This is a genomic window from Micromonospora sp. NPDC005324 (assembly GCF_040607155.1).
Taxonomy (GTDB): domain Bacteria; phylum Actinomycetota; class Actinomycetes; order Mycobacteriales; family Micromonosporaceae; genus Micromonospora; species Micromonospora trifolii.
In genome coordinates this window covers 1-24,788 of record NZ_JBEXGE010000045.1, presented here as the reverse complement: position 1 = coordinate 24,788, position 24,788 = coordinate 1, and the positions used below count along the sequence as shown (strand labels likewise).

The 24,788-nt window shown below is 70.8% G+C and carries 22 protein-coding genes; 9 read left to right on the top strand and 13 right to left on the bottom strand.

Annotation, left to right across the window (positions count from 1 at the left end; genetic code table 11):
- Window positions 1-37: 37 nt before the first annotated feature.
- Both sufB and ABZS40_RS31670 read right to left on the bottom strand, forming a co-directional pair.
- Window positions 38-1,468 (bottom strand): Fe-S cluster assembly protein SufB, encoded by a 1,431-nt coding sequence (sufB, locus tag ABZS40_RS31675; protein WP_354947657.1) that lies wholly within the window; start codon window positions 1,466-1,468, stop codon window positions 38-40.
- Window positions 1,465-2,187, bottom strand: coding sequence for an ArsR family transcriptional regulator (locus tag ABZS40_RS31670; RefSeq protein ID WP_354947726.1), 723 nt, complete (start codon window positions 2,185-2,187; stop codon window positions 1,465-1,467). Before ABZS40_RS31670 ends, sufB begins: the two co-directional genes overlap by 4 nt.
- Before the next feature lie 194 nt (window positions 2,188-2,381).
- Here ABZS40_RS31670 and ABZS40_RS31665 point away from each other — a divergent pair, with 194 nt between their 5' ends.
- Complete coding sequence (locus ABZS40_RS31665) at window positions 2,382-3,329, top strand: COX15/CtaA family protein (protein ID WP_354947655.1); 948 nt, start codon at window positions 2,382-2,384, stop codon at window positions 3,327-3,329.
- Window positions 3,330-3,545: 216 nt separating this feature from the next.
- On the opposite strand, the gene ABZS40_RS31660 is transcribed toward ABZS40_RS31665, so the two are convergent.
- The 3 genes from ABZS40_RS31660 to ABZS40_RS31650 all read right to left on the bottom strand — a co-directional run bounded on the left by ABZS40_RS31660 (window position 3,546) and on the right by ABZS40_RS31650 (window position 6,156).
- Window positions 3,546-4,466 carry a hypothetical protein gene (locus ABZS40_RS31660; RefSeq protein WP_354947653.1) on the bottom strand — a complete coding sequence of 307 codons (921 nt, stop codon included), beginning with the start codon at window positions 4,464-4,466 and terminating at the stop codon, window positions 3,546-3,548.
- Between the two features lie 13 nt (window positions 4,467-4,479).
- Window positions 4,480-4,815, bottom strand: coding sequence for a hypothetical protein (locus ABZS40_RS31655; protein WP_088949242.1), 336 nt, complete (start codon window positions 4,813-4,815; stop codon window positions 4,480-4,482).
- 387 nt (window positions 4,816-5,202) lie between these two features.
- Window positions 5,203-6,156: a heme o synthase gene (locus ABZS40_RS31650; RefSeq protein WP_354947651.1), complete on the bottom strand. Its 954-nt coding sequence runs from the start codon at window positions 6,154-6,156 to the stop codon at window positions 5,203-5,205.
- 267 nt (window positions 6,157-6,423) lie between these two features.
- On the opposite strand from ABZS40_RS31650, the gene tkt reads away from it, so the two are divergent.
- From tkt to pgl, 6 genes are all read left to right on the top strand, one after another.
- Window positions 6,424-8,562, top strand: a complete 2,139-nt coding sequence (gene tkt / locus ABZS40_RS31645) for a transketolase (protein ID WP_354947649.1) — start codon at window positions 6,424-6,426, stop codon at window positions 8,560-8,562.
- Between the two features lie 15 nt (window positions 8,563-8,577).
- Window positions 8,578-9,756: a transaldolase gene (gene tal / locus ABZS40_RS31640; RefSeq protein ID WP_354947647.1), complete on the top strand. Its 1,179-nt coding sequence runs from the start codon at window positions 8,578-8,580 to the stop codon at window positions 9,754-9,756.
- On the top strand, window positions 9,753-11,402 hold the full coding sequence (locus ABZS40_RS31635) for a glucose-6-phosphate isomerase (protein ID WP_354947645.1): 1,650 nt from the start codon (window positions 9,753-9,755) through the stop codon (window positions 11,400-11,402). The genes tal and ABZS40_RS31635 overlap by 4 nt, the downstream gene beginning before the upstream one ends.
- 161 nt (window positions 11,403-11,563) lie before the next feature.
- Complete coding sequence (zwf, locus tag ABZS40_RS31630) at window positions 11,564-13,078, top strand: glucose-6-phosphate dehydrogenase (protein WP_354947643.1); 1,515 nt, start codon at window positions 11,564-11,566, stop codon at window positions 13,076-13,078.
- Window positions 13,075-14,091, top strand: coding sequence for a glucose-6-phosphate dehydrogenase assembly protein OpcA (locus ABZS40_RS31625; RefSeq protein ID WP_354947641.1), 1,017 nt, complete (start codon window positions 13,075-13,077; stop codon window positions 14,089-14,091). The genes zwf and ABZS40_RS31625 overlap by 4 nt, the downstream gene beginning before the upstream one ends.
- A gap of 144 nt (window positions 14,092-14,235) precedes the next feature.
- Window positions 14,236-15,006, top strand: a complete 771-nt coding sequence (gene pgl / locus ABZS40_RS31620; RefSeq protein WP_354947639.1) for a 6-phosphogluconolactonase — start codon at window positions 14,236-14,238, stop codon at window positions 15,004-15,006.
- A 17-nt stretch (window positions 15,007-15,023) separates the two neighbouring features.
- Here pgl and ABZS40_RS31615 read toward each other — a convergent pair whose 3' ends face one another.
- The 8 genes from ABZS40_RS31615 to rapZ all read right to left on the bottom strand — a co-directional run bounded on the left by ABZS40_RS31615 (window position 15,024) and on the right by rapZ (window position 22,166).
- Complete coding sequence (locus ABZS40_RS31615) at window positions 15,024-15,365, bottom strand: RNA polymerase-binding protein RbpA (RefSeq protein WP_091403668.1); 342 nt, start codon at window positions 15,363-15,365, stop codon at window positions 15,024-15,026.
- A gap of 140 nt (window positions 15,366-15,505) precedes the next feature.
- Window positions 15,506-15,766, bottom strand: a complete 261-nt coding sequence (gene secG, locus ABZS40_RS31610; protein WP_121653040.1) for a preprotein translocase subunit SecG — start codon at window positions 15,764-15,766, stop codon at window positions 15,506-15,508.
- Between the two features lie 96 nt (window positions 15,767-15,862).
- The gene (tpiA, locus tag ABZS40_RS31605) at window positions 15,863-16,654 is read right to left on the bottom strand and encodes a triose-phosphate isomerase (RefSeq protein ID WP_238681776.1); all 792 of its coding nucleotides are present in this window, start codon (window positions 16,652-16,654) and stop codon (window positions 15,863-15,865) included.
- A complete protein-coding gene (locus tag ABZS40_RS31600; protein WP_354947637.1) occupies window positions 16,655-17,854 on the bottom strand; it encodes a phosphoglycerate kinase in 1,200 nt (399 codons plus the stop codon).
- Window positions 17,851-18,855, bottom strand: coding sequence for a type I glyceraldehyde-3-phosphate dehydrogenase (gap, locus tag ABZS40_RS31595; protein WP_354947635.1), 1,005 nt, complete (start codon window positions 18,853-18,855; stop codon window positions 17,851-17,853). Before gap ends, ABZS40_RS31600 begins: the two co-directional genes overlap by 4 nt.
- Window positions 18,856-19,122: 267 nt before the next feature.
- Window positions 19,123-20,103 carry a DNA-binding protein WhiA gene (gene whiA, locus ABZS40_RS31590; RefSeq protein WP_210785006.1) on the bottom strand — a complete coding sequence of 327 codons (981 nt, stop codon included), beginning with the start codon at window positions 20,101-20,103 and terminating at the stop codon, window positions 19,123-19,125.
- Between the two features lie 54 nt (window positions 20,104-20,157).
- A complete protein-coding gene (locus tag ABZS40_RS31585; RefSeq protein ID WP_354947633.1) occupies window positions 20,158-21,267 on the bottom strand; it encodes a 2-phospho-L-lactate transferase CofD family protein in 1,110 nt (369 codons plus the stop codon).
- Complete coding sequence (gene rapZ, locus ABZS40_RS31580) at window positions 21,264-22,166, bottom strand: RNase adapter RapZ (RefSeq protein ID WP_354947724.1); 903 nt, start codon at window positions 22,164-22,166, stop codon at window positions 21,264-21,266. The genes ABZS40_RS31585 and rapZ overlap by 4 nt, the downstream gene beginning before the upstream one ends.
- A gap of 252 nt (window positions 22,167-22,418) precedes the next feature.
- Here rapZ and ABZS40_RS31575 point away from each other — a divergent pair, with 252 nt between their 5' ends.
- Together ABZS40_RS31575 and recQ are read left to right on the top strand one after the other, a co-directional pair.
- Complete coding sequence (locus tag ABZS40_RS31575) at window positions 22,419-22,763, top strand: hypothetical protein (protein ID WP_354947631.1); 345 nt, start codon at window positions 22,419-22,421, stop codon at window positions 22,761-22,763.
- Window positions 22,764-22,839: 76 nt separating this feature from the next.
- Window positions 22,840-24,684, top strand: a complete 1,845-nt coding sequence (gene recQ, locus ABZS40_RS31570; RefSeq protein WP_354947629.1) for a DNA helicase RecQ — start codon at window positions 22,840-22,842, stop codon at window positions 24,682-24,684.
- The last annotated feature ends 104 nt before the right edge of the window (window positions 24,685-24,788 follow it).

Below are 24,788 nucleotides of genomic sequence, written 5' to 3'. Positions count from 1 at the left end.
ACGACGACGGTGTCAGGTGCTCGGCGGGCGGGCGGCGTCAGCCGACCGCGCCCTCCATCTGAAGCTCGATCAGGCGGTTGAGCTCCAGGGCGTACTCCATCGGGAGCTCCTTGGCGATCGGCTCGATGAAGCCGCGCACGATCATGGCCATCGCCTCGTCCTCGCTCAGGCCCCGGCTCATCAGGTAGAAGAGCTGGTCGTCGCTGATCTTGGAGACGGTCGCCTCGTGCCCCATCGACACGTCGTCCTCACGGATGTCGACGTACGGGTAGGTGTCCGAGCGGGAGATGGTGTCGACCAGCAGCGCGTCGCACTTGACAGTGCTCCGGCTGTGGTGCGAACCCTCCAGCACCTGCACCAGACCCCGGTACGAGGTGCGGCCGCCGCCACGGGCGATCGACTTGGAGATGATGTTCGAGGAGGTGTGCGGCGCGGCGTGCACCATCTTGGCTCCGGCGTCCTGGTGCTGACCCTCGCCGGCCATCGCCACCGAGAGCACCTCGCCCTTGGCGTGCTCGCCGGTCATGTAGACCGCCGGGTACTTCATGGTCACCTTGGAGCCGATGTTGCCGTCGACCCACTCCATGGTCGCGCCCTCGTGGCAGACGGCGCGCTTGGTGACCAGGTTGTAGACGTTGTTCGACCAGTTCTGGATGGTCGTGTAGCGGCAGCGCGCGTTCTTCTTGACGATGATCTCCACGACCGCGCTGTGCAGCGAGTCGGAGGAGTACATCGGCGCGGTGCAGCCCTCGACGTAGTGCACGTACGCGCCCTCGTCGACGATGATCAGCGTCCGCTCGAACTGGCCCATGTTCTCCGTGTTGATCCGGAAGTAGGCCTGCAGCGGGATGTCCACGCGCACGCCCTTCGGCACGTAGATGAACGAGCCGCCGGACCACACGGAGGTGTTCAGCGCGGCGAACTTGTTGTCGCCGACCGGGATCACCGTGCCGAAGTACTCCTTGAAGACGTCCTCGTGCTCGCGCAGCGCCGTGTCGGTGTCCAGGAAGAGGACGCCCTGCTCCTCAAGGTCCTCACGGATCTTGTGGTAGACGACCTCCGACTCGTACTGCGCCGCGACGCCGGCGACCAGCCGCTGCTTCTCCGCCTCCGGGATGCCCAGCCGGTCGTAGGTGTTCTTGATGTCCTCGGGCAGGTCCTCCCAGCTGGTGGCCTGCTTCTCGGTCGACCGCACGAAGTACTTGATGTTGTCGAAGTCGATCCCGGTGAGGTCCGCGCCCCAGGCCGGCATCGGCTTACGGCCGAACAGCCGCAGGCCCTTCAGCCGCAGGTCGAGCATCCACGCCGGCTCGTTCTTCTTGGCCGAGATGTCCCGCACCACCGCCTCGTTGATGCCGCGCTGGGCGACCGCCCCGGCGGCGTCCGGGTCGGACCAGCCGTACTCGTAACGGCCCAGGGCGGCGAGCTGCTCTTCCTGGGTCAGGGGCTGGACGATCTGCTCGGTCATCTATCTGTCCTCACAGTGGTTACGGGATTACCTGATTGAGCGCGGCCCGGCTGAGTCGGGATGTGCGTGGTGCACACCCCGTCGCCGTGCGCGATGGTGGCGAGACGCTGCACGTGGGTGCCGACCAGACGGGAGATAACCGCGGTCTCGGCCTCGCACAGCTGAGGAAACTCGGCGGCCACGTGCGCCACCGGGCAGTGGTGCTGACAGAGCTGGCCGCCGGAGGCGATCGTGGTCGCATTTGCAGCGTAACCCTCGGCGGTGAGCGCCGCGGCGAGTGCCTCGGCGCGAGCCAGAGGGTCGTCGCCGGCGTCCTCCATGGCCGTCCGACAACGGGATTCGAGAGCGGAGACCTGCTCGGTGGCGAACGCCTCGACTGCGCCCGAGCCGCCGCTGCGGGCGATCCAGCGCAACGCGGCGGTGGCCATGTTGTCGTAGTGGTGTGTGCCACAGCGGACCCGGGCGGCCTCGGTCAGCAGGAACACCTTGGCCGGGCGCCCCCGACCGCGACTGCCCTGCACGGTCTGCTCGCGGGCGTAGACGTCACCGTCCGCGAGCATCGCGTCGAGGTGCCGGCGGATCGCCGCCGGGCTGAGCCCGAGCGCCGCGCCAAGCTGCGCGGCGGTGGTCGCACCCTGCTCCAGCAGCAACCGGGTGACCCGATCCCGGGTGGAGACCTCGGCAGCCGCCGGCCCGTCGAGGCCGGCCGACGTGGTCACGGCAGGCGCGGAGGCAGGCGCACCGAGGGCCGGTACGGCCGTCGGTTGGTGCCCGGAGAGCGCCGCCGCGTTTTTCACAACGCCAACGTTACGTAATTACCCGGAGGGTCGCAAACCTGGGCCCCGGTGATCCGAACCACCGAGCCGACGGAGTCGGACGAACCTCGATCACTACAGTGCGTAGGATTTGCGCCGTGAACCGAATCGTCCGTCCGGTCTCCGGCATCCTGCTGCGCCGCCTCGCGCTCGCCTCGATCATCGCGAACGTGGGCATCGTCGTCACCGGCGGGGCCGTCCGGTTGACCGCCTCGGGCCTCGGCTGCCCCACCTGGCCCCGGTGCACCGACGACTCCTACGTCACCACGCCCGAGATGGGCGTGTACGGCGTGATCGAGTTCAGCAACCGGATGCTGACCTTCGCGGTGGGTCTCATCGCGCTGGCCACCGTGCTGGCCGTACTGCTGCACCGGCCCCGCCGACCCGGGCTCCTCGCACTGGCCGTGGCGGTCTTCCTGGGCATTCCCGCCCAGGCAGTGATCGGTGGCATCACCGTGCTGACCAACCTCAACCCGTGGGTGGTCGGGCTGCACTTCCTCGCCTCGATGGCGGTGATCGCCGCCGCGTACGCCCTCTGGCGACGCATCGGCGACCCCGACGGCCCGACCGTGGGCGCGGTGCCCGCACCGCTGCGCGCGCTGACCCGGGTCACCACCGGCGTCACCGTCGCCGTGCTGGTCGTCGGCACCTGGGTCACCGGCAGTGGCCCGCACGCCGGCGACCACGGCGCCGCCCGCAACGGGCTCGACCCGGAGACGATCTCGCAGGTGCACGCCGACGGGGTCTTCCTGCTGATCGGTCTCTCGGTGGCGCTGATCTTCGCGTTCCGCGCCGTCGGCGCGCAGCGGGCCACTCGCGCCGCGATCATCCTGGTCGCCGTGGAGTTGGGTCAGGGCCTGATCGGCTTCGTGCAGTACTTCACCCACGTACCGGCGCTCCTGGTCGGCGCGCACATGCTCGGCTCCTGCCTGGTGCTGCTCGCCGCCCTGTCGGTGCAGTGGTCCACCCGGGAACGCCGCCCGGTCACGCCGGCCCCCCAGGCCACCCCGACCGACGCCGCCGTCCCGGTACCAGCCACCGCCTGACCGCCCCGCGCCCCGCGCCAAGATCTGCGCAACTTCCCGGGTTCGCGCGCCCACGTCCGCCAAGATCGCGCTTGAACCAGGATGTAGTGGCCACGAGACGCCGGGAAGCCACCACCACCAGGATGTTGCGCGATCTTGCCTCTGGCGCGGAACGCGCGGGCGGCCGTTGGCGGTGGCGCTCGTTGGGAGGGCGTCAGGCGCTGCGGGGTGAGGGCGTCAGGCGTTGCGGGCCAGGTAGGTGGTGATCGCGGTGGCGAGGCGGTCGGGGGCGCCGTCCGCGTACCCGATGAAGAGCGACGGCTCGGTCAGCTCCAGCTCGACCAGGACCGGTTCGCCGTCCGGGCCGGGGATCAGGTCGACCCGGGCGTAGAGCAGCTGTCGGGTGCCGCCGGGAACCGTCGCGAGGGTCTGCTCGGCGACCGCCAGCTGTTCGGGGCGGGCGGTGCGGGCGGTGATCTCTTCGGCCTTGTAGAGCCCGTCCGGGCCAAGGTCCGGCCCGGACAGCATCGGGCCCTTGCGGATCGCGTGGCTGAACGCGAGCCCCTCCGGGCCGGCCAGGAAGAGCAGAGCGGTCTCGCCCTCGGTGTCGACGGCACGCAGGTACGGCTGGACCATGGTGACCCGGCCGGCCTCGGAGAGCCGACGAACGTGTGCGGCGGCCAGGTCCCGGTGTTCCGGGTCGGCCAGGTCGTACCGGCCGGTGTCCTGGCTGCCGGCGCTGACCGCGGGCTTGAGCACGTACTCGCCGGTCTCGGCGGGCAGCTGCCAGCTCTCCCCCGGCCCGATCCACGACGTCGGCACGGTCGGCACCCCGGCGGCGCTCAGCTCGGCGAGGTAGCGCTTGTCGGTGTTCCAGCGGACCACGTCGGCCGGGTTGACCAGCGTCGGCACTGTGGCCGCCCAGGACACGAACTCGTCGCGGCGTAGCGCGTAGTCCCAGGGTGAGCGGAGCACGACCAGGTCGTAGGACGACCAGTCGACGTCAGGGTCGTCCCAGATGACGGTCTGGACGGCGACGCCACGGGCGGCGAGCGGGGCGAGGACCAGCCGGTCGTCCGGGTCGAGGTCGGCCAGGTCGGCGCAGGTGACGAGAGCGACCCGGGGTTCCCCCCGGGTCGACTGGTGATATGTGGTCAATTCAGCTGTCTATTCAGCGGGCCATCGTGCGGCGAGCCATCGACCGCCAGAGGTCGTTGCTCGGACGCATCTGGTCCATCAGTTCACGCTCCCAGGCGTTCTCGACGGTGACTCCCGCCTTGGCGCACGCCTCCCGGGCGGTGACGGTGTCGTCGGCGAACTGGTCGCCCCACTCACCGTCGGAACCCACCAGGACGATCCGCGCGCCGCGCTTGCCGACGTACTCGATGACCGCCTTCGCGCCGCCGTGTCCGGCCGCGAACGCCTTGAGACCCGCGACCAGGCCTTGGGGCGTCTGCTCGCCGGCGGTCTGCTCGGCCGTCAGCGTCGTATCGGAACCATCTGCCATGACGCGAAGCCTAAGCAGAGTTGCACCCCGTCGTGCGAGAACCATGAACCTTTTGTGATGCCAATTACCTACAGGTTTAAGGATGACCACAGATTCGCCGTCCGTTTATTTACCGACTTTTACGCTCAAAGCACGTCGGCAAACCACCCTCGAACCGCCCCGGGTTGAGCCGATCCGACTCATGCCGAAAGTTACTCTGATGTGACGTTAAACCCGGACAACTCATCCACGTCCATGATTAGTCCGTAGATCATCGGCGGCGTTCGTCGTCGGGCCGAACCACGAGACGAGGACCGACGGACAGCGCGAGGGCCGACGAATGGAGCAGCCGACGGGCCGAGGCCATCGCATGGGCGCCAAGAGCAGGGCAGGGCCGTGCGGAACGGGTCAGATCAGCGCGTCGAGCGCGACGGCCACGAAGACGATCGTCAGGTACGTCGTCGACCAGTGGAACAGCCGCATCGGCTTGACCGCCTCGCCGCGCGTCGCGCGCCGGCAGAGCCGGTGTGCCTCGACCACGAAGATGGCCCCCACCACCAGGGTCGGCACCCCGTAGATCGCGCTGAGCCCCAGCGGCCAGACGGCCAGCGAGGTGAGCACTGTGAGCCACGCGAAGATCAGGATCTCGGCGTTCACCCGGCGGATCGAGGCCACCACCGGCAGCATCGGGATGCCGGCCCGGGCGTAGTCGTCCTTGTACTTCATGGCGAGCGGGTAGAAGTGCGGCATCTGCCAGAAGAAGACCACCGCGAAGAGCCCCCAGGCGGCCGGCGCCAGCGAGCCGGTCACCGCCGCCCACCCGATCAGCACCGGTGCCGCCCCGCAGGCGCCGCCCCAGAAGGTGTTCGTCGGGGTGGAGCGCTTGAGCCACAGGGTGTAGACGAGGTCGTAGTAGGCGATCGCGGCGAGGGTCAGCCCGGCGGCCAGCAGGTTGGTGAACGCCGCCATCAGGGCCACCGACACCGCCGCCAGCACCAGACCGAAGATCAACGCGCTTCGCGGCGTCACCGTGTGCGCCGGCAGCGGCCGCCGCTTGGTACGCCGCATCAACTGGTCGATGTCGCGGTCGATGTAGCAGTTGAGAACGCTGGCCGCGCCGGCGGCGAGCGAGCCGCCGATCAGCACGATGGCCATCAGCCACAGCGACGGCAGCCCGCCCTCGGCGAGCATCATCGCCGGGATGGTGGTGACCAGCAGCAACTCGACGATCCGCGGCTTGGTGAGCGCCACGTACGCCGAGAGGACAGCGCGTACGTCCCGCCGGGCCACCGGGCCCTCGGCCGCCCGCGCCGGGTGTTGCCCGGCCGGGTTGCTCGCGGGGCGCTCGGTGATCATGCTCACGGATTGCCACCTTCCGGCATCGGGCACGGGGAGATCGGATTTGGTCGGGACCGCTCGGGTCCGCATACCGCCCCACACACTACGCGTCGTCGTTTTGGCTGCCCGGCCGACCCGACAACGGTGCGGGCCGTCACACCACCGGGTTGAACCGAGCATTCGGATGGTCACGTAGCGCACACCATGCGCAGATCCCCGGGCGCACGTTTAGGGACGCTCGATAAGGTCATCGGTGAGGGTTCCGCCCATCTGCCGAGGAGCACAACCATCGTGGCTGTTAAACGACCCGAGCACTCCGCACTGAACTGGTCCGACCTCGATCGCCGGGCCGTCGACACCGTCCGCGTGCTGGCCATGGACGCCGTGGAGAAATCCGGCAACGGTCACCCGGGCACCGCGATGAGCCTCGCGCCCGCGGCGTACCTCCTCTTCAACCGCGTCATGCGGCACAACCCGGCCGACCCGAACTGGCCCGGCCGTGACCGGTTCGTCCTCTCCGCCGGGCACTCCAGCCTGACGCTCTACATCCAGCTGTTCCTCTCCGGTTACCCGCTGAGCCTGGAAGACCTCAAGTCGCTGCGGCAGTGGGGCTCGCAGACGCCGGGGCACCCCGAGCACGGGCACACGCCGGGCGTGGAGACCACCACCGGCCCGCTCGGGCAGGGTCTGGGCAACGCTGTCGGCATGGCCATGGCGGCCCGCCGCGAGCGCGGCCTGTTCGACCCCGAGGCCGAGCCCGGCGCGTCGGTCTTCGACCACAACATCTGGTGCATCGTCTCCGACGGTGACATCGAGGAGGGCATCAGCCACGAGGTCAGCTCCCTCGCCGGGCACCAGCAGCTGGGCAACCTCACGGTGATCTACGACGACAACGAGATCTCCATCGAGGACGACACCCGCATCGCCAAGAGCGAGGACGTCGCCGCCCGCTACGAGGCGTACGGCTGGCACGTGCAGACCGTCGACTGGCGCAGCGGCGACGCTGACCAGGGCGACTATCACGAGGACGCCGAGGCGCTGTACGCGGCGCTGGTGGCCGCCAAGGCGGAGACCGCCCGCCCCTCCTTCATCGCGCTGCGCACCATCATCGGCTGGCCCGCGCCCAACAAGCAGAACACCGGCAAGATCCACGGTTCGGCGCTGGGCGCCGACGAGGTGAAGGCCACCAAGCGGATCCTCGACTTCGACCCGGAGCAGACCTTCCAGGTCGACGAGGAGGTGCTCAGCCACGCCCGCACGGTGATGGGGCGCGGCGACGCCGCCGAGCAGGAGTGGACCACAGCGTTCGACGCCTGGAAGAAGGCCAACCCGGAGCGCACCGCGCTCTACGAGCGGTTGGCCGGCCGCGTACTCCCGGATGGCTGGACCAACGCGTTGCCGGTCTTCCCGGCGGACGCCAAGGGCGTCGCCACCCGGGCCGCCTCCGGCAAGGTGCTGGAGGCCCTGGCGCCGGTGCTCCCGGAGCTGTGGGGCGGCTCGGCCGACCTGGCCGAGAGCAACAACACCACGATGAAGGGTGAGCCGTCGTTCATCCCGGCGGCGCACGCCACCAAGGACTTCCCCGGTCACGAGTACGGCCGCACGCTGCACTTCGGCATCCGTGAGCACGCCATGGGCGCGATCCTCAACGGCATCGCCCTGCACGGCGGCACCCGCCCCTACGGCGGCACGTTCCTGGTGTTCAGCGACTACATGCGTCCGTCGGTGCGGCTGGCCGCGCTGATGAAGCTGCCGGTGACCTACGTCTGGACGCACGACTCGATCGGTCTCGGCGAGGACGGGCCGACCCACCAGCCGGTGGAGCACCTGACCGCGCTGCGCGCCATCCCGGGTCTGGACGTGGTCCGTCCGGCGGACGCCAACGAGACCGCCTGGGCGTGGCGGCAGGCGCTGGAGCACACCGACCGGCCGACGGCCATGGCGCTGAGCCGCCAGGCCCTCCCGACCCTGGACCGGAGCGTCCTGGGCGACGTGGCGGGTGTGGCCAAGGGCGGTTACGTGCTGGCCGAGGCGTCCAACGGCAAGCCTCAGGTGATCATCGTCGGCACCGGTTCCGAGGTGCAGCTCTGCCTGACCGCCCGGGAGCGGCTGGAGGCCGACGGCACCCCGACCCGGGTCGTCTCGATGCCGTGCCAGGAGTGGTTCTACGAGCAGGATGAGGCGTACCGGGAATCGGTGCTCCCCCGCGGGGTAAAGGCACGGGTGAGCGTGGAAGCGGGCATCGCGATGTCCTGGCGCGGCATCGTCGGTGACCTGGGCGAGAGCGTCAGCATCGAGCACTTCGGCGCGAGCGCCCCGTACACCGTGCTCTTCGAGCAGTTCGGGTTCACCGGTGACCGGATCGTGGCGGCGGCACACGCCTCGCTGGCCCGGGTGGGCGACATCACCGGTTTCACGACCGGCAACTGAGGGAGCGTGGACGGCATGACCGACAAGCTGAATGAGCTGACCGCCGCGGGCGTGGCGGTCTGGCTAGACGATCTTTCCCGGGTACGTCTGAGCTCCGGCGGGCTGGACCAGCTCCGCCGCGAGAAGCACGTGGCGGGTGTCACCACCAACCCGACCATCTTCGCCAAGGCGCTGAGCGACGCCGACGAGTACAACTGGCAGCTGCGCGACCTCGCCATCCGTGACGTGGACGTGGAAGAGGCAGTGCGCATGCTCACCACGTACGACGTGCGATGGGCGTGCGACGTGATGCGCCCGTCGTACGACGGCAGCGACGGCGTGGACGGCCGGGTCTCGATCGAGGTGGACCCGCGCAGCGCGCACGACGCGGACAAGACGGTCGCCGAGGCCAAGGCGCTGTGGTGGCTTGTCGACCGGCCCAACCTCTACATCAAGATTCCGGCCACCGAGGAGGGCCTGTCGGCGATCACCGACACGCTTGCCGAGGGGATCAGCGTCAACGTCACGCTGATCTTCGGTCTGGATCGTTACTCGGCGGTCATGGAGGCGTTCCTCGCGGGTCTGGAGCAGGCCAAGGCCAACGGCCACGACCTGTCGAAGATCGGTTCGGTGGCGTCGTTCTTCGTCTCCCGGGTCGACGCCGAGGTCGACAAGAGGCTGGAGAAGATCGGCTCCGAACAGGCCAAGTCGCTCCGTGGCAAGGCCGCCGTCGCCAACGCCCAGCTGGCGTACGAGCGTTACAGCAAGGTGTTCGCCTCGGACCGCTGGAAGGCGCTCGCCAAGGCCGGCGCGCACCCGCAGCGGCCGCTGTGGGCGTCCACCTCGACGAAGAACCCGGACTACCGGGACACCATCTACGTCGAGGAGCTGATCGCCCCCGGCACTGTCAACACGATGCCGGAGTCGGTCGTCGACGCGTACGCCGATCATGGCGAGACCCGCGGTGACACCGTCACCGGCGCCTACGACGCGGCCCGGAAGGTCTTCGCGGACCTGGAGTCGGTCGGGGTGGACATGGACGACGTGATCGCCACCCTGGAGCGCGAGGGCGTCGAGAAGTTCGAGGTCAGCTGGCAGGAGCTGCTCGACGGGGTGCGCAAGTCGCTGGACGCCGCCGCCAAGGGCAAGGGTGCTCCGAACAAGGCCGCCAAGGGCAACGCCAAGACGGCCGCCAAGGTCGGTGGTAACTCATGACCGATCCTCTTGCGGGGCCGGTGGAGGCAGCGGCCGGGCTCGCCGTGTACGGCGCGGACGCGGTCGACAAGTCCGCGCCGGCCTCGACCCGGGACGCGCTGGTCAAGGCCGGCGTCCCGGGCAAGCTGGCGGGCAAGGACGCGAGCCTGTGGGGTCCGGACGCCGAGGCCGAGGCGAAGGTCCGGCTGGGCTGGGTGGACACCCACCGGCGCAGCCGTGAGCTGCTCGTCCAGTTGGCCGAGCTGACCGCGGAGCTGGCCGACCTGGATCATGTGGTGCTCGCCGGCATGGGCGGCTCGTCGCTCGCGCCCGAGGTGATCACCCGGACGCTGGGTCGCCCGTTGACAGTGCTGGACACCACCGACCCGGGCCAGGTCCGGGCGGCGCTCGGTGACCGACTGGAGCGCACCGTCGTGGTGGTGGCCAGCAAGTCCGGGTCGACGGTGGAGACCGACAGCCACCGGCGTGCGTACTGGCAGGCGTTCCTGGACGCCGGGATGACCGAGGCGGAGGCCGGCCGGCACTTCGTCGTCGTCACCGACCCGGGTTCGCCGCTGGAGACCACCGCGGCCGAGATGGGCGCGTTCACAGTGCTCGCCGACCCGAACGTCGGCGGCCGCTACTCGGCGCTCACCGCATTCGGTCTGGTGCCCTCGGCGCTGGCCGGGGTCGAGGTCGCGGAGCTGCTCGACCAGGCCGACGCGCTGGCCACGTCGCTCGGCGCGGACCAGAACAACCCGGCGCTCGCGCTGGGCGCCGCCCTGGGCGCCGCGGCCACGCTGGCCCGGGACAAGGTCGCCCTGGTCTCCGACGGCACCGGCATCGACGGGCTCGGCGACTGGGCCGAGCAGCTGATCGCCGAGTCGACGGGCAAGGCCGGGGTGGGCATCCTGCCGGTGGTCGTGGAGTCTCCGCAGAGCCCCGGCGCCACCGGCGCGGACGTGCTGACGGTCAGCTACGGCGGCGCGCTGGCCCCCGGTGACGTGCCGGGCGGCGGCGCCACCCCGGACGTGGCCGTCAACGGCCCGCTCGGCGCGCAGTTCCTGGCCTGGGAGTACGCCACCGCGGTGGCCGGCGTGGTGCTCGGCATCGACCCGTTCAACCAGCCGAACGTGACCGAGTCCAAGGAGAACACCAACAAGATCCTGGCCTCGGGCCTGCCGGCGGAGACGCCGTCGTTCACCGAGGGCGCGATCGAGGTGTACGCCCCGCAGGGCGCCCCCGGGGACCTGGCCGGTGTGCTGCGCTGGCTGCTCGACGGGCTGGGCGACGACGGTTACCTCGCGGTCATGGCGTACCTCGACCGGTTCGCCGACGCCGACGCGGCCCGGCTGCGGTCGCTGCTGGCTCAGGCCGGCGGCCGGCCGGTCACCTTCGGTTGGGGTCCGCGGTTCCTGCACTCGACGGGCCAGTACCACAAGGGCGGCCCGCAGGTGGGCAGCTACCTCCAGGTGACCGGCGCGGTCGCCGAGGACCTTGCGGTGCCGGGCAAGCCGTACACCTTCGGTGAGTTGCAGGCGGCGCAGGCCGCCGGGGACCGGCAGGCTCTCGCCGGTCGGGAGCGGCCGCTGCTGCGGTTGCACCTGACCGACCGGGCCGCCGGTGTCGCCCAACTGCTTGACGCGGCCGGTGATCTGCGGGCGTGAGGATGGACGACGTGACTGAAGCGGAGCGAGGAGGTGGCTCGGTGAGCGCGAGGAGTGAGCCGGGGTTGCGAGCCCCGCAGTCGCGAACTGAAGGTGGCTCGGTGAGCGCGAGGAGTGAGCCGGGGTTGCGAGCCCCGCAGTCGCGAACTGAAGGTGGCTCGGTGAACCCGCTGCGCGACCCGCAGGACCGCCGGTTGCCCCGGATCCCGGAGCCCTGCGCTCTGGTGATCTTCGGGGTGACCGGCGACCTGGCCCGCAAGAAGCTGCTCCCCGCGGTCTACGACCTGGCCAACCGGGGGCTGCTGCCGCCGGGCTTCGTGGTGCTCGGTTTCGCGCGCCGCGACTGGGGTGACGGCGACTTCGAGACGTTGGCGTGCGAGGCTGCCCGCAAGCACGCCCGCACCCCGTGGCGGGACGAGGTGTGGGCGCGGCTGGCCGGCAACATCAAGTTCGTCGGCGGGTCGTTCGACGACGACGCCGCCTTCGACACTCTCGCCTCGACGCTGGACGATCTGCGTCAGACCCACGGCATCACCGGCAACGCGGCGTTCTACTTCTCCATCCCGCCGGCCGCGTTCCCGGTCGTGCTCAAGCAGTTGGCCCGCACCGGAATGGCCGACAACGACAAGTCCGGCGGTTGGCGCCGGGTCGTGGTGGAGAAGCCGTTCGGCAACGACCTGCCCTCGGCGAAGGCGCTCAACGACCTCGTCGACGACGTGTTCACCCGGCAGGACGTCTTCCGGATCGACCACTACCTGGGCAAGGAGACGGTTCAGAACATCCTCGCCCTGCGATTCGCCAACAACCTGTTCGAGCCGCTGTGGAACTCCAAGTACGTCGACTCGGTGCAGATCACCATGGCGGAGGACGTCGGCATCGGCACCCGTGCCGGCTTCTACGACACCGTCGGCACCGCCCGCGACGTGTTGCAGAACCACCTCCTCCAGCTTCTCGCCCTGGTGGCGATGGAGGAGCCGACCAGCTTCGACGCCGACGAGATCCGGGCCGAGAAGCTGAAGGTGCTCAAGGCCATCACCCTGCCCAAGGACGTCGCCCGGGACACCGTCCGTGGTCAGTACCTGCCCGGCTGGGTCGGCGGCGAACGCGCTGTCGGTTACCTGGACGAGCGGGACGTCCCCGCCGAGTCCACCACTGAGACGTACGTGGCGGTGCGGTTGGGCATCCAGAACCGCCGCTGGGCGGAGGTGCCGTTCTACATCCGGGCCGGCAAGCGGCTGCCCCGGCGGGTCACCGAGGTCGCCATCATGTTCAAGAAGGCGCCGCACCTGCCGTTCAACGACGCCGACATGGAGTCGCTGGGCAACAACCAACTGGTCATCCGGGTGCAGCCGGACGAGGGCGTGGTGCTCAAGTTCGGCTCGAAGGTGCCGGGCACGACCATGGAGGTCCGCGACATCGCGATGGACTTCCAGTACGGCGAGGCGTTCACCGAGTCCAGCCCCGAGGCGTACGAGCGTCTGGTGCTGGACGTGCTGATCGGCGACCGCACCCTGTTCCCGGACGCGGCCGAGGTCGAGCAGAGCTGGCAGGTGATCGACCCCCTGGAGCACGCCTGGGAGGGCACCACCCCGGAGCCGTACCGGGCCGGCGAGTGGGGCCCCCGGGCCTCCGACGAGATGCTGGCCCGCGAGGGCCGCGCCTGGAGACGAGCATGATCGGGCTGTGGGACACCACCGGCAACGAGGTGGTCAAGGCGCTCGCCGCCGAGCGGCGTAGCGCCGGCGGGGTGGCCAGCGGCATGGCGCTCACCCTCATCGTGGTCGTGGACGAGAAGCGGGTCCGGGAGGCGGAGGCCGCGGCGACGATCGCCGCCGCCGCACACCCGTGCCGCCTCGTGGTGGTGGTCCGCTCGGAGATCGAGCGGGACCGCAACCGACTGGACGCGGAAATCGTGGTCGGTGGCCGGCTCGGCCCGTGCGAGGCGGTGGTCACCCGGATGTACGGCCGGTTGTCCCTGCACGCCGAGTCGGTGGTGATGCCGCTGCTCGTTCCCGACGTGCCGGTGGTCACCTGGTGGCACGGCGAGCCACCGGCGGAGATCGCCACCGACTTCCTCGGGGTGGTGGCCGACCGGAGGATCACCGACTCCGCGCAGGCCGTTGACCCGGTGGAGGCGCTGCGGCAGCGTGCCCGGGACTACGCGCCGGGCGACACCGACCTGGCGTGGACCCGGATCACCCCGTGGCGCACCCTGGTCGCCGGGGCGTTCGACACCACCAGCGCCCAGGTCACCGAGGCGACCATCGTCGCGCCGTCCACCGACCCGACGGCGGCGCTGATGGCCGGTTGGCTGTCCAGCCGGCTCGGCATCACCCCACACCGGGTGGACAGCAACGAGTTCCCCCGGATGCGGGAGGTGCAGCTCAGCTGCGCCAACGGCGACCAGCTGACGCTGACCCGCGAGGACAGCATGGCCGTGTTCAAGCGGACGGGCCAGGACGACCGGGCCCTGCCGCTGGTGCGCCGCCCGCTCGGCGACGAACTGGCCGAGGAGCTGCGCCGGCTGGACGCCGATCAGGTGTACGCGGAGGCGCTGGGCGCGACGGTCGGGCTGCGAGGGCTGGAGCAGCGGCCCCCGCAGCGGGTCCACGTCTGGAAGGATCCGGCCACCGCGCAGCGCGCCGAGGCCGGGGTCACCGCGCACGTCGGTACGAGCGGCGAGGGCTGAGCCCAGCCGGGGCCACGACGTCGGGCAGGGCCGGTACGCGCCGGCCCTGCCCCGCAATCTCCGGGGTTTCTGCCCCACCACCCCGGGCACCCCGCCCCGGGCACGACAGCGACCGCCTCGCGGTCGGGAAACGAAGGCGCAACCATGAGTGAGGCGAGTGTCGCCGTCCACGCCGACGCCGACCTGCTGGCGCAGGCCGTGGCGGCCCGGTTGCTGGTGAAGCTGCTCGACGCCCAGGCCGACCGGGGCGAAGCCTCGGTGGTGCTCACCGGAGGTCGGGTCGCCGCGGCCGTGTACCGGGCGGTGGCGACGCTGCCGGCCCGCGACGCGGTGGACTGGTCCCGGGTCGACGTGTGGTGGGGCGACGAACGGTTCCTGCCCGCCGGTGATCCGGACCGCAACGAGACGCAGGCCCGCGCCGCCCTGCTGGACGTGGTGCCGCTGGATCCGGCCCGGGTGCACGCGATGCCGGCGTCGGACGGCCCGGCCGGCAACGACCCCGAGGCGGCGGCTGCCGCGTACGCGGACGAGCTGGCCCGCGCCGCCCGGCCCGGGCACGCCACAGTGCCGCACTTCGACGTGCTGATGCTGGGCGTCGGCGAGGACGGCCACGTGGCCTCGGTCTTCCCCGAGCACCCGGTGGGCTACGAGACCCGGCCGGTCAGCGCGGTGCGGGGCAGCCCCAAGCCGCCGCCGACGCGGACCACCCTCACCCTGCCGGCGATCAACACCGCCGAGGAGGTCTGGCTGGTGGCCGCCGGAGCCGACAAGGCTCGCGCGGTGGGTATGGCGTTGGCCGGTGCCGGGCCGGTGCAGTTGCCGGCCGCCGGCGTGCACGGGGTGAACCGCACCCGCTGGCTGCTGGACCGGGCTGCCGCAGCCGACGTACCCGTCCGACTGCGCAGCCTGCGCTGAGCGCGGGGAGGAGCCCGCTACTCGCCGCGTCGACGACGTAGTGCGGCGAGCGCCTCGGCGAGCAGGGCCTCCCCCTCCTCGGCGGTGCGCCGCTCCTTCACGTACGCCAGGTGGCTCTTGTACGGTTCGGCGCGGACCCGACCTGGCGGGTTCTGGGCGTCCCGGCCGGCGGGTAAACCACAGCGGGGGCAGTCCCACAGGGGTGGCGGTTCGACGTCCGCGGCGATCCGGATGTCGACCCGGTGGTCGTTACGGCACCAGTAGCTGACGTCCTGTCGGGGGGCAGGTTGGTGCCGCTCGTCCGGGCGCATGGGTGCGGACCCGACCCGGGCTCCCCGGATAACGTTGCCATTCGGCACGGCTGCTCGCTCCTGTCGTCGGAGGGGACCCGCCGTCTTCGGGGGTGGAGCGGCGGGCGACGCGGTGCAGCGGAGAAAAGCCTGCGCGCGGCCCGTCGAGTGACGAACCGCGCGCAGATTGTACGACTTACTGAGCCTGCTCAGGCGCCGCTGTTCATTTGGAGGCGCAGCCAGAGCCCGAGCCCGATGATCGCGGCAAACCAGACGACGCTCACCAGAACGGTGTAGCGGTCCAGGTTTTTCTCCGCGACCGAGGAGCCGGCGAGGCTGGAGCTGACGCCACCGCCGAACATGCTCGACAGACCGCCACCCTTGCCGCGGTGCAGCAGGATCAGCAGGGTGAGCAGAATGCTCGTGATGACCAGCAACACGATCAACGTGTATGCGAACCAGATCGGCATGGCTGGGGTCAGTTCCTCTCGTAGCGATCCTCGCCCGGTCTGATCGGGCACGGCGGCACCGACCGGCGGACGGGCGGTGTCAAGGATACCGAGCGATCAGCGGGCGAGGTGCTCCGGGAACCGGCAGATCTGAGCGAATTCCTCCGCGTCCAGGCTGGCGCCCCCCACCAGGCCCCCGTCCACGTCCGGTTGGGCCATGATCGAGGCGATGTTGGACGCCTTGACCGAGCCGCCGTAGAGGACACGAACCTGGTCGGCGGTCTCCTGGTCGAAGCGCTCCGCCAGTCGCTGACGCACCGCCCCGCAGACCTCCTGGGCGTCGTCCGGGGTCGCGGTCTTGCCCGTGCCGATCGCCCAGACCGGCTCGTACGCGATCACGACCTGCCGCACCTGCTCGGGGGTGAGCCCGGCGAGGCCACCGTCGAGCTGGTCGGAGCAGTGCGCCACGTGGGTGCCCTGCTCGCGGACGTCCAGCCCCTCCCCCACGCACAGGATCGGCGTCAGGCCGTGCGTCAGCGCCGCCTTGACCTTGGCGTTGACCAGCGCGTCGTCCTCGTTGTGGTAGGCCCGCCGCTCGGAGTGCCCGACCACCACGTACGTGCAGCCGAGCTTCGCCAGCAGCGGCCCGGAGATGTCCCCGGTGTACGCGCCGGACGCGTGCGGGGAGAGGTCCTGCCCGCCGTAGCCGATCAGCAGCTTGTCCCCGTCCACGGCGGTCTGCACGGTGCGCAGGTCGGTGAAGGGCGGCAGCACTACCGTCTCGACGGCGGTGAGCTGCTTCTCGGTGAGGCTCGCCGCCAGCTTCTGCACCAGCAGGTTGGCCTCGAGGTGGTTGAGGTTCATCTTCCAGTTGCCGGCCATCAGCGGCCGGCGGGTGGTGCTCGACATTCAGTTCTCCAGGGCCGCGATGCCGGGGAGGGTCTTGCCCTCGAGGTATTCCAGGGAGGCGCCGCCACCGGTGGAGATGTGATTGAAATCAGTCTCGTCCAGCCTGAGGGCGCGGACGGCCGCTGCGGAGTCACCGCCGCCGACGACGCTGAACGCGTCGGCCTTGGTGATCGCCTCGGCGATCCCCCGGGTGCCCGCCGCGAAGGCCGGCATCTCGAACACGCCCATCGGGCCGTTCCAGAAGATTGTCTTCGCCTGGGACAGCGTGGCACTGAAGCCGGCCACCGTCTCCGGGCCGACATCCAGGCCGAGCCGGTGGCTCGGGATGCCGTCGACCCGCACCGTGTCGTGCGCCGCGTCCGGAGCGAACGCGTCCGCGACCACCACGTCGACCGGAAGCATGATCTTGCCACCGGACCGCTCCAGCAGGTTGCGGCAGGTCTCGACCATGTCCTTCTCCAGCAGCGAGGTGCCCACCTCCAGGCCCTGGGCCTTGAGGAAGGTGAAGCACATCCCGCCACCGATGAGCAGCCGGTCGACAGTCGGCAGCAGAGCCTCGATCACGGCGAGCTTGTCGGACACCTTCGACCCACCGAGCACCACCACGTACGGGCGCTCCGGGTCACCGGTGAGCTTGGAGAGCACCTCGACCTCACGCAGCACCAGCCGGCCCGCGACGTGCGGCAACCGGGCCGGCACGTCGAAGACACTGGCGTGCTTGCGGTGCACGGCACCGAACGCGTCGTCCACGTACGCGTCGCCGAACGCGGCGAGCTGGTCGGCGAACGCGCCCCGCTCGGCCTCGTCCTTGCTGGTCTCACCGGCGTTGAAACGCAGGTTCTCCAGCAGGGCGACCTGGCCGTCGGCCAGGTCCGCGACGGTGGAACGGGCGGAGTCACCGACAGTGTCGCTGGCGAAGTGCACCGGCGCGCCGAGCAGCTCACCGAGCCGCCCGGCGACCGGACCCAGGCTGAACTGCGGATCCGGAGCGCCCTTCGGGCGGCCCAGGTGCGAGCAGACGACCACCTTCGCGCCGGCCTCGACCAGCGCGCCGAGAGTCGGCAGCACAGCGCGGATCCGGCCATCATCGCTGATCGCGCCGGTCTGCTTGTCGAGCGGGACGTTCAGGTCGGCGCGCACCAGCACGCGCCGACCCGACACCCCCTCGGCGAGCAGGTCGTCGAGGGTCCGGATACTCACAGCGAGCTACCGACCAGCTTGACCAGGTCGACCAGGCGGTTGGAGTAGCCCCACTCGTTGTCGTACCAGCCGACGACCTTGACCTGGTTGCCGACGACCTTGGTCAGCGGCGCGTCGAAGATGCACGACGCCGGGTCGGTCACGATATCGGTGGAGACGATCGGGTCCTCGTTGTAGACCAGGATGCCCTTGAGCGGGCCGTCCGCGGCGGCCTTCAGCGCGGCGTTGACCTCGTCCACGGTGGTCTCGCGACCCACGTTGACGGTGAGGTCGGTGACCGAGCCGGTCGGGATCGGCACGCGCAGGGCGTACCCGTCGAGCTTGCCCTTGAGGTCCGGCAGGACCAGGCCGATCGCCTTGGCGGCGCCGGTCGAGGTCGGCACGATGTTCAGCGCGGCGGCCCGGGCCCGACGCAGGTCCGAGTGCGGCGCGTCCTGGAGGTTCTGGTCCTGGGTGTACGCGTGGATCGTCGTCATCAGACCGTGCTGGATGCCGAACGTGTCGTGCAGGACCTTCGCCATCGGGGCGAGGCAGTTGGTGGTGCACGAGGCGTTGGAGATGATGGTGTGCTTCGCCGGGTCGTAGGTGTCGTGGTTGACACCCATGACGACGGTGACGTCCTCGTTCTTCGCCGGGGCGGAGATGATGACCTTCTTGGCCCCGCCGTCGACGTGCGCCTTCGCCTTGGTGGCGTCGGTGAAGAAGCCGGTCGACTCGATGACGACGTCGGCGCCGACCTCGCCCCACGGCAGCTTCGACGGGTCCTTCTCGGCGTACGCCTTGATGGTCTTGCCACCGACGGTGATCTCGTCGGCGGTGGCCTTGACCTCGTACGGCAGGCGACCGAGGATGCTGTCGTACTTGAGCAGGTGGGCGAGCGTGGCGTTGTCGGTCAGGTCGTTCACCGCCACGATCTCGATGTCGGCGTCAGACGCCAGCACTGCCCGGAAGAAGTTACGGCCGATTCGGCCAAAGCCGTTGATGCCAACCCGGGTGGTCACAGGTTCCATCTCCTCGCGTTCTGGTCCGCCGGCTTCAGACAACGGTCCGGCGGGAATGGTGTGCGCCGACCGTTGGAGCCGGCCGTCGACGGTTCATCTCGGCCACCCCGCCGCGCGGTCTGCGGACCTGACCGCCCCGAGGCGGTGGGCACGACGAGAAGTGCCGGTGTCGGCCCCCTTGCCGTACGCAGCGACCCTATCCGAGCGTGCGAGACCACGCCGCGCCGGGTCGTGCACCCGGGCGCACCGCGTGGCCCCACCGTCCTATCAGACCACGAGCATGTCGGGCGTGACGGCTGCTTCCGTATCCGGGATGCCAAGGTCGCGGGCCCGCTTGTCGGCCAGCGCCAGGAGCCTTCGGATCCGCCCCGCGATGGCGTCCTTGGTCAGCGGGGGGTCGGCCAGGGCTCCCAACTCCTCCAGCGACGCCTGCCGGTGCTCCAGACGCAGTCGACCGGCGTCGGTCAGGTGGTTGGGCGCCTCGTCGGCGAGGATCTCCAGCGCACGGGTGACCCGGGCGGCCGCGGCGACCGCCGCCCGCGCCGAACGGCGCAGGTTGGCGTCGTCGAAGTTGGCGAGCCGGTTGGCGGTGGCCCGCACCTCGCGGCGTACCCGGCGCTCCTCCCAGGCCAGCACGCTGGAGTGCGCGCCGATCCGGGTGAGCAGCGCGGCGATCGCGTCGCCGTCCTTGACGACCACCCGGTCCACCCCGCGTACCTCGCGGTTCTTCGCGGTGATGCCGATGCGGCGGGCCGCGCCGACCAGCGCCAGCGCCGACTCCGGCCCCGGGCAGGTGATCTCCAGAGCGCTGGAGCGACCCGGCTCGGTGAGCGAGCCGTGGGCCATGAACGCGCCCCGCCACGCGGAGACCGCGCAGCAGACGTTGGCCGCCACCACGTGCGGGGGCAGCCCGCGCACCGGGCGACCCCGTACGTCGAGCAGGCCGGTCTGCCGCGCGAGGGCCTCGCCGTCCTTGACCACCCGCACGATGAAGTGGCTGCCCTTGCGCAGCCCACCGGAGGCCAGCACGTGGATCTCACTGGGGTAGCCGTAGACCTCGGCGACCTCCCGGCGCAGCCGCCGGGCCACCGCCCCGGTGTCCAGTTCAGCCTCCACCACCACGCGGCCGGAGACGATGTGCAGCCCGCCGGCGAAGCGCAGCAGCGCGGCCATCTCCGCCCGCCGACAGCAGGGCTTGGGCACGTCGACCCGACTCAGCTCGTCCTTGACCGCGGCCGTCATCGCCATTGTGCGTCCCCTCACGGACCTGTTCCGGCGTGTCGCCGGAGATTACGTACGTGTCTAACGATCGGCACCCAGGACAGGCACCAGCGCGGCGCCCAGGGCAGCCGGATCATGGCGGGGAGTCCCGTCGACAACGGCGACGGGGGCGAGGACCAGGCGGGCACCCAGCGATTCTGCCGCACGTTCGACCGGTTCGGGGTCACCCACCGCCTTGGCATCGGCAAGCACAAGATCCACCTTGAGCTCGGGCAGGTACCAGTGCAGCGCCGCGAGATGATCGGCGACGGAGAGCCCGAGGGTCTCCTTCTCCGCGGCGAGGTTCAGCGTGACCAGCCGCCGGGCCGAGGTGGACACGATCGCGTCGGCCAACTGCGGCACCAGCAGGTGCGGAAGCACACTCGTGTACCAGCTGCCCGGCCCGAAGATCAACCAATCGGCCGCCCGGATCGCCTCGATGGCCTCGGCGCAGGCCGGCGGGGCGCTCGGGGTGAGGCGCAGCGACTCGACCCGCCCGGTGGTGACGGCCACCTGGTGCTGGCCACTGACCGTGCGCACCTCGTCCGGGGCGGCCGGGTCGGCACCGCGTACCCGCGCCTCGATGCCGACCGGTTGGCGGGACATCGGCAACACCCGGCCCACAGCGCCGAGCATCGCGCCGGCGTGCTCCAGCGCGGCCACCGGGTCGCCGAGCAGCTCCATGAGGCCGCAGAGCACCAGGTTGCCCACCGCGTGCCCGGCCAGACCGTCGGTCCCGGCCGACGCCGCGCCGGTGCCGCGCGGGGCCGTGTCCGTGCCGCGCGGGGCCGCTCCGGTGCCACGGCGGGCCGCGGCGTCCCGGTCCGGGTCGTCGCCCGCCGCCGGGCCCGGGTCGGTCGCTCCGGATCCGGGTACGCCCACCGGTACGGCGGCGAAGCGGTGCTGGAACAGCCCGGCGCTGCGCCGGGTGGCCGGGTGGTCCCCGGCCAACGCCACCAGCGCCTGGCGCAGATCTCCCGGCGGCAGGCCACCCCGCTCGGCCCGCAGCCGACCACTGGAACCACCGTCGTCACCCACCGTGACCACCGCTGTGATGTCGAGGTCGAGTTCGGGAGCGCAGTGGCGCAGCGCCCGCAACGAGGCGGACAGCCCGTGCCCGCCGCCGAACGCCACCACCCGCCGGGCCGTCATTCCCGCCCCAGGTCGCGGTGCTGGGCGTTCGCCGCCAACCCGGAGTGACGCAGTCGGCTGGCCAACTCCTCGGCGATGGCCACGCTGCGGTGCTTGCCGCCGGTGCAACCCACGGCGACAGTGAGGTACCGCTTGCCCTCCCGCTCGAAGCCGGTCGTGGTGGCGTTGACCAGGTCGGCGTACGAGGCGACGAAGGCGTCCGCACCCTCCTGGCCCAGCACGTACGCGCTGACCGCCTCCTCCCGCCCGGTGTGCTCCCGCAACTCCGGCACCCAGTACGGATTCGGCAGGAAGCGGGCGTCCAACACGAAGTCGGCGTCCGGCGGCAGGCCGTACTTGAAGCCGAACGACAGCACGGTGACCCGCAGCCGGCGGGCGTCCTCGCCGCCGAACAGCTCCTCGATGCGCCGCCGGAGCTGGTTGACGTTCAGGTGGCTGGTGTCGATGATCACGTCGGCCTGGTCACGGGCCTCCTCCAGCAGACCGCGCTCCACCGCGATGCCGTCGGCCAGCCGCCCGTCACCCTGCAACGGGTGCGAACGCCGAACACTCTCGAACCGCCGGATCAGCACCTCGTCGTCGGCGTCGACGAAGACCACCCGGGGCGAGAACCCGCGCTCCTTGAGCTCCCGGATCGCCCCGGCCAGGTCGGTGGAGAAGGCCCGCGACCGCACGTCCAGCACCATTGCGGTACGCCGGGCCGCGCCGCCCGCCTTGAACGCCAGCTCGGCCATGTCCAGCATCAGTGCCTGCGGCAGGTTGTCCACGACGTAGTAGCCGACGTTCTCCAACGCCCGGGCCACAGTGCTGCGGCCACCCCCGGAGACGCCGGTGACCACCACGAGGGTGGTCTCCGACTCGGCCGCTACCTGCTCGTCATCGGCATCCGGGCCGTCGATCCGGTCACCGGTTGTGCGCGCCTCGCTCACCCGTACCCCCAAGCCGTGGCGCCGCGGCCGCCCTCGGCCGCGATTGGTCAATCAGCGACTCTATCCCGCCACCGGGTCGCGGCCCGGCACCCGTGGCCGGACGGCGCCCGCGGACCGTTTCGACGGTCGCCCTCCCGACACCGAGCGCACTTGATGACGATCAGTAGTTGTCAATACGCTCAACGTGATCGTCGCAGGTCAGACCGACATCTGGAGGGTGCGATGCACGACCTGGCGGACAAGAACAAGTACGTCGGCTTCCTGTTCATGCGAATCAGCCCCGAGTACTTCGCCCTCGGCCGCGAGGGCATTCACGAGATCTCCGCCGAGCACGCCCGCGACCTGGGCCGCTTCGCCAAGCAGCTCACCCACGTCGTCTGCACCGGGGTGAACGGCACGTACGACCAGGTCACCATGGTCGAGGCCGACACCCTGGAGGAGATCAACGCGGCGGCCACCGCCTTCCGCACGGGTAACAAGGCCCGCTACATCGAGATCGTCGACATCGTGGTCGGGATGAAGGCCCCGCCGCGCGGCCTGGCCAACCAGTCCAGCCAGCCCGGCTGACCGCGTCGCCCGTCCGGCCCACCCGCCCCGGGTGCGCCGGACGGGCGGTGTCGGGGTCGACTCGTAGACTCCCTGGATGGCTTCTCCCACCGACCTGCGTACCGCCTCCGACGCCCTGGCCGTGCTGGGCCGGGTCTTCGGCTACGACGCGTTCCGTGGTTTCCAGCAGGACGTGATCGACCATGTGGTCGCCGGCGGCGACGCGCTGGTGTTGATGCCGACCGGTGGGGGCAAGTCCCTGTGCTACCAGATCCCGGCCCTGGTCCGCGACGGGGTCGCCGTCGTCGTGTCCCCGCTGATCGCGCTCATGCAGGACCAGGTGGACGCCCTCACCGCGGTCGGCGTACGCGCCGGGTTCCTCAACTCGACCCAGACCCTGGACGCCCGGCGGCGGGTGGCGGCCGCCTTCGTCGCCGGCGAGCTGGACCTGCTCTACCTGGCCCCGGAGGCACTCGGCGTCCGGTCCACCCTCGCCCTGCTCGACCGGGGGCGCATCTCCCTGTTCGCCATCGACGAGGCGCACTGCGTGTCCCAGTGGGGGCACGACTTCCGCCCCGACTATCTCGCGCTGTCGATGCTGCACGAACGCTGGCCGCAGGTGCCCCGCATCGCCCTGACCGCCACCGCGACCAGCGCCACCCGCACCGAGATCGCGACCCGGCTCAACCTCGACGACGCCCGGCACTTCGTGGCCAGCTTCGACCGGCCCAACATCCAGTACCGGATCGTGCCCAAGCGGGAGCCCCGCAAACAGTTGCTGACCCTGCTGCGCGACGAGCACCCCGGCGACGCCGGCATCGTCTACTGCCTGTCCCGGGCCTCGGTCGACAAGACGGCGGAGTTCCTCACCGCCAACGGGGTCGCCGCGCTGCCCTACCACGCGGGGTTGGACGCGGGCACCCGCGCTCGTAACCAGCAACGCTTCCTGCGGGAAGACGGCCTGATCATGGTGGCCACCATCGCCTTCGGCATGGGCATCGACAAGCCCGACGTCCGGTTCGTCGCCCACCTCGACCTGCCCAAGTCCGTCGAAGGCTACTACCAGGAGACCGGCCGCGCCGGCCGGGACGGCCTGCCGTCCACCGCCTGGCTGGCGTACGGGCTCCAGGACGTGGTCCAGCAACGCAAAATGATCGAGACGTCCGACGGTGACCTCGCCCACCGCCGCAACCTGGCCTCGCACCTGGACGCGATGCTCGCCCTCTGCGAGACGGTGCGCTGCCGGCGGGTGCAGCTGCTCGAATACTTCGGCGAGACGTCGACGGCCGCCTGCGGCAACTGCGACACCTGCCTCACCCCACCGGAGTCCTGGGACGGCACCGTCGCCGCCCAGAAGTTGCTCTCCGCGGTCTTCCGCCTCGACCGCGAACGCAACCAGCGCTTCGGCGCCGGGCACTGCATCGACATCCTGCTCGGCAAGCAGACCGACAAGATCAGCCAGTACGGTCACGACTCGCTGACCGTCTTCGGCATCGGCGCCGAGCACAGCGAGGCCGAGTGGCGGGGCGTGGTCCGGCAACTGCTCGCCGAAGGGCTCCTCGCCGTGGAGGGCGACTACGGCACGCTGGCGCTGACCGAGGCGAGCGCCGACGTGCTCGGTCGCCGCCGCACCGTCACCATGCGCCGCGAGCCGGAGAAGCCGGCATCGAGCCGCTCATCGAAGCCGCGCGGCTCGGCCACCGTCGTGGCCGAGCTGACCCCGGCCGCCGCGTCGCTCTTCGAACGGCTGCGAGCCTGGCGCGCGACCACCGCCAAGGAGCAGGGCGTCCCGGCGTACGTCATCTTCCACGACGCCACGCTGCGACAGATCGCCAGCGACGCGCCGGGCTCGCTTGCCGAACTGTCTGGCGCCAGCGGCGTCGGCGAGAACAAACTCGCCAAGTACGGCGAGCAGATCCTGGCCGTCCTCGCCGACACCTGACCTGGACGTGACGAAGGGCCGGGCCCCGTGGTGGGGTCCGGCCCTTCGGTCGTGTGTGGGTGCGGGTCAGCTGGTGGCGTAGCCGCGGGTGGCGATCCAGTCGG